5 protein-coding genes and 1 pseudogene are annotated in these 3,457 nt (G+C 33.4%); 1 reads left to right on the top strand and 5 read right to left on the bottom strand.

Annotated elements, in window-relative coordinates:
* Window positions 1-165 precede the first annotated feature (165 nt).
* From FD50_RS12890 to FD50_RS01765, 3 genes and pseudogenes are all read right to left on the bottom strand, one after another.
* Window positions 166-630: pseudogene (locus tag FD50_RS12890) on the bottom strand (BRO-N domain-containing protein); the annotation flags it as partial.
* 215 nt (window positions 631-845) lie between these two features.
* Window positions 846-1,100: a hypothetical protein gene (locus FD50_RS01770; RefSeq protein WP_054758160.1), complete on the bottom strand. Its 255-nt coding sequence runs from the start codon at window positions 1,098-1,100 to the stop codon at window positions 846-848.
* Between the two features lies 1 nt (window position 1,101).
* Window positions 1,102-1,404, bottom strand: a complete 303-nt coding sequence (locus FD50_RS01765; protein ID WP_054758161.1) for a hypothetical protein — start codon at window positions 1,402-1,404, stop codon at window positions 1,102-1,104.
* A 288-nt stretch (window positions 1,405-1,692) separates the two neighbouring features.
* Here FD50_RS01765 and FD50_RS12880 point away from each other — a divergent pair, with 288 nt between their 5' ends.
* Window positions 1,693-1,821 (top strand): ribbon-helix-helix protein, CopG family, encoded by a 129-nt coding sequence (locus tag FD50_RS12880; protein ID WP_228890123.1) that lies wholly within the window; start codon window positions 1,693-1,695, stop codon window positions 1,819-1,821.
* Between the two features lie 34 nt (window positions 1,822-1,855).
* Here FD50_RS12880 and FD50_RS01760 read toward each other — a convergent pair whose 3' ends face one another.
* Window positions 1,856-2,203 (bottom strand): DUF5388 domain-containing protein, encoded by a 348-nt coding sequence (locus FD50_RS01760; protein WP_056959865.1) that lies wholly within the window; start codon window positions 2,201-2,203, stop codon window positions 1,856-1,858.
* Window positions 2,200-3,006 carry a ParA family protein gene (locus FD50_RS01755; RefSeq protein ID WP_056959863.1) on the bottom strand — a complete coding sequence of 269 codons (807 nt, stop codon included), beginning with the start codon at window positions 3,004-3,006 and terminating at the stop codon, window positions 2,200-2,202. Before FD50_RS01755 ends, FD50_RS01760 begins: the two co-directional genes overlap by 4 nt.
* Window positions 3,007-3,457 lie beyond the last annotated feature (451 nt).

The following is a 3,457-nucleotide window of genomic DNA, read 5'->3' as shown; positions in this document are numbered from 1 at the left end:
GTGTTTCCAGAGCTCAGTATTATCGTTATCGATCCCCAAAGCCTTCAAAACGCCGGGCCGAAGATGAGGACTTAAAACAACGGATTCTGCGGATCTTCACTGTCAACATGACGGTTAATATCTCAGCTGCGGTTTTGACCTGAGGTGGTAAAACGCCACCCCAGCTTTCTGATCTGTCATATATGCACCATGCTTTCTGATTGAAGGCAAAACCTCACTTGTTACCCAATGTTTGAATTCTTTCGCTTCTGGAAGCTTACTTGAAAGAATTAAACTGTAAAGTCCTGATTCATTAATTACCGATTTATTAGGGTTCCCTTTAATACCGTCACGAATCGTTACGCTATTCTTATCCTCACTATCAACGTGATCTATTAATGCTTTACGTGTGTTAGAATAACCCAAAACTTCAGCCACATCTTTGCCAACAAACCAAGGTTCATCTTCAATTGCCACTGTGCGAATTAGACTATACATACCTGACTCGTTAATAAGACCCGTTTTAGACTTGTAGTTTGAACCTGTGTCCTCTAAGAGGACGGTGGTTTTATTTTCATTATCAACATGAGATTTCAAAGCATTAATAGTATCTTTATATCCAAGCACACTCGCCACTTGTGGAGAATTCATTGTGATACTTCTATATGCCAATATAAGACGTTTTAAGCGACTTTAATATGTTCTAGTATAATTTTAAAATAATTGTAAAAGCTCTTAAACGTTTAATATGAGCCTTGAATTTTAAATGAAAGCGTTATTTTTAAAAACATGTATAAAAAAAGACTAGGCGTTATCATAACCTAGCCAACAGTAGTGCAATTTAAGTAGTGCAATTTAATTATAACTCACTTTTCAGCTTTAATTTTATCCTTTAATTTATGACTAGCCCACCATTCACCCTTACCAGTTTTAAGATAGTGGTGATCAATCAAGCGTTGTCCTACCCAATAGATACAGAATGGAATCAGTACCCACAATGCAGCTTTATATACCAGACTTACTAAAATTAAAATGACTCCAACAGTCATAACAAACCAAAATACCCTCATAATGAATGGTAACAACAACCAACCTAAACCAACTACAATAACTAACCACATGTTACTTTCCCTCTTTCAATAACTTAATAATTTCATCGTTTTGTGTAGCAAGTTTATCCTGCTGCTTAATCAGTAACCAATTCTGCTCTACTTCAGCCTGAAGCAAGTACATTGTATTTTTAGTAGCATCTGAAACTGAAGGCATGAATCCTAATAAACCTGTGCCACTTAGATAGTCCCTAATTCGTCCAACCTGTTTAAAGCTGTCTTTGCGTACATCTTCTAAACCTCGTTCAGTTAACCATTTTTCCAACTTTGCCTGTTTTTCTGCTTCTTTTTGTTCTGTACTCTTAAATAATCCCATTTTGATCTCTCCTTATTATATCGCTTTATCTTATTTATATGCTAAAATGAATGATGGCTAGGACTTTTGAATGTGGCGTTCATTTCTCTCCTGGCTATTTTTGTGCTCTAAATTCTCTCCAATAAATATAGGTGCCATTGGTATTAAGGTAATTACAGCAACGATTAAACACTCATGTAGGAACTCCATTAGCTCACTCCCTTTCTTTATCTTACTAACACTTTAACACGTATATACGTATTTGTCAACTAGTAATATTTATGGTATTCTGTATACGGAGGTGATAAGATGAAAAAGAAGTTTACCACTACCCTAGATGGTGAATTAATTAAAGCTATCAAGATTAAGGCGATTGAACAGAATAAGAGTGTAGCAACTCTATTAGAAGAATTGATAAAAGAATATTTAGCCAAATAAAAAAGACCTAGCTTAGTTGCTAAGTCTTGTTTTTCTATTTATGGTTTTTTAATTTATAAGAAAGCTTGTCTTTTTCTTCTAGAGCATTCAGATACTCACTGTAGGCTGTAATAGTGTTTCCATTTAACTTTTTAGAATAGTCTTCAATCATGATAGACAACATTTCAGATATAGAACGTTTTTCTGCTGTAGTTTTAGCTAATGCCATTAGGGCATTTCTAGCATGATTGTCTAACCTAACACTTACATCAAATGTGGGAATCACATCTTTTTCAATATCTGTAAAGCCAACATCTGCTCTAGAAATTTGCTTAGTTTTAACTTCTACATTTTTATCTATTCGCTTTTCGCTGTTGTTATTGTGTTGTAATAAACCACTCATTTATTATCAACTCCTAGCCTATTTATTAATTCTTTAGCAACGGCGGTGTACACGCTATGAGTAGCTTTATCCCATACATTTTTATGATCTTCTGTAATTCCAGTTAAATCATAGCGCTTTACACGTTCCATAGCAGTAATTACATTATTAAACATATTTCCTTCTCCAAAATCAGTTATTGCTGTTTTTAAAATAGAATTATCTATTTTAGATTGACCTTTAGTTAATACTGGTAAGATTCCTAAAATGTCTACCTTAGAATCAAACGTATTTATCAAGTTGGTTTGCAAATACTCTAAAAAACTCTTAGCGCCCAATAATGAACGTTGTTGAGTCTGTAACATAATTACCAACCAATCACATGCCATAAATACATTGTCGTTTGTAAGGCTCATTGTGGGGCTTACATCAAGGAATATAAAATCATAGTCATCTTTTAGGTTATTCAGAGCATTCTTTAAGTAAGTAACTTTTTCTTTTTCAGATAAATCTTGTTTATCCAACCAACGACTAAATAAATTCATATCTGAAGCAACTGGTAGCAGAGATAGATTATCTTTAATATCAATAATTCCATCTTTGAGGTTTCTATTATTGATTAACAAGGCAAAAAGTGAAGGATCTATAGTTATCTCGGTGTTTTCTTGGCTTTTAGTTTTAATCATAAGATCTGTTAAATTAGATTGTGGGTCGCAATCTACTAATAATACTTTGTAACCTAATGAAGCTAATTCCCAACCTAAAAGTGCGGTAGTGGAGGTTTTACCAGATCCGCCTTTCTCATTTGCACAACTAATTATCATAATTTTCCCTCTTTTTCATTTTGCATACTTCATACTTAATACACCATACATCATACTATATACCGTCTACTGTGTAAAGTATACAAAAGAAACTGATATCTTTGAGACGTTGATAATATTGAATTTGACAAATTATAATACAGTATAAACCATACATTATACAATATACTGTTAACTGAATACTGTGTATTATATACGGTACACTGTATACAGTATACTTTTATATTTGACAATAATTTTAAGTTGTGTTATCTTTTAAGCATACAAAAAAAAGAGCTATCCCAAAGGACAAGCTCTTCATAAAGAAAAAGCCACCCAATACTCCAATATTGGAATGACCCACACCAAGTATCATCAATTATGGTCTTATTATACAACATCCTATCAGTGTTGTAAATGTAGCTGATTTCAAAAACGCAGGAGACAAGCTGCGAGATAAAGCAAAGCCTAT

This window comes from Liquorilactobacillus satsumensis DSM 16230 = JCM 12392, from assembly GCF_001435195.1.
Taxonomy (GTDB): Bacteria; Bacillota; Bacilli; order Lactobacillales; family Lactobacillaceae; genus Liquorilactobacillus; species Liquorilactobacillus satsumensis.
The sequence above is the reverse complement of the archived record's forward strand: the minus strand, read 5'-3'. Positions and strand labels throughout refer to the sequence as shown.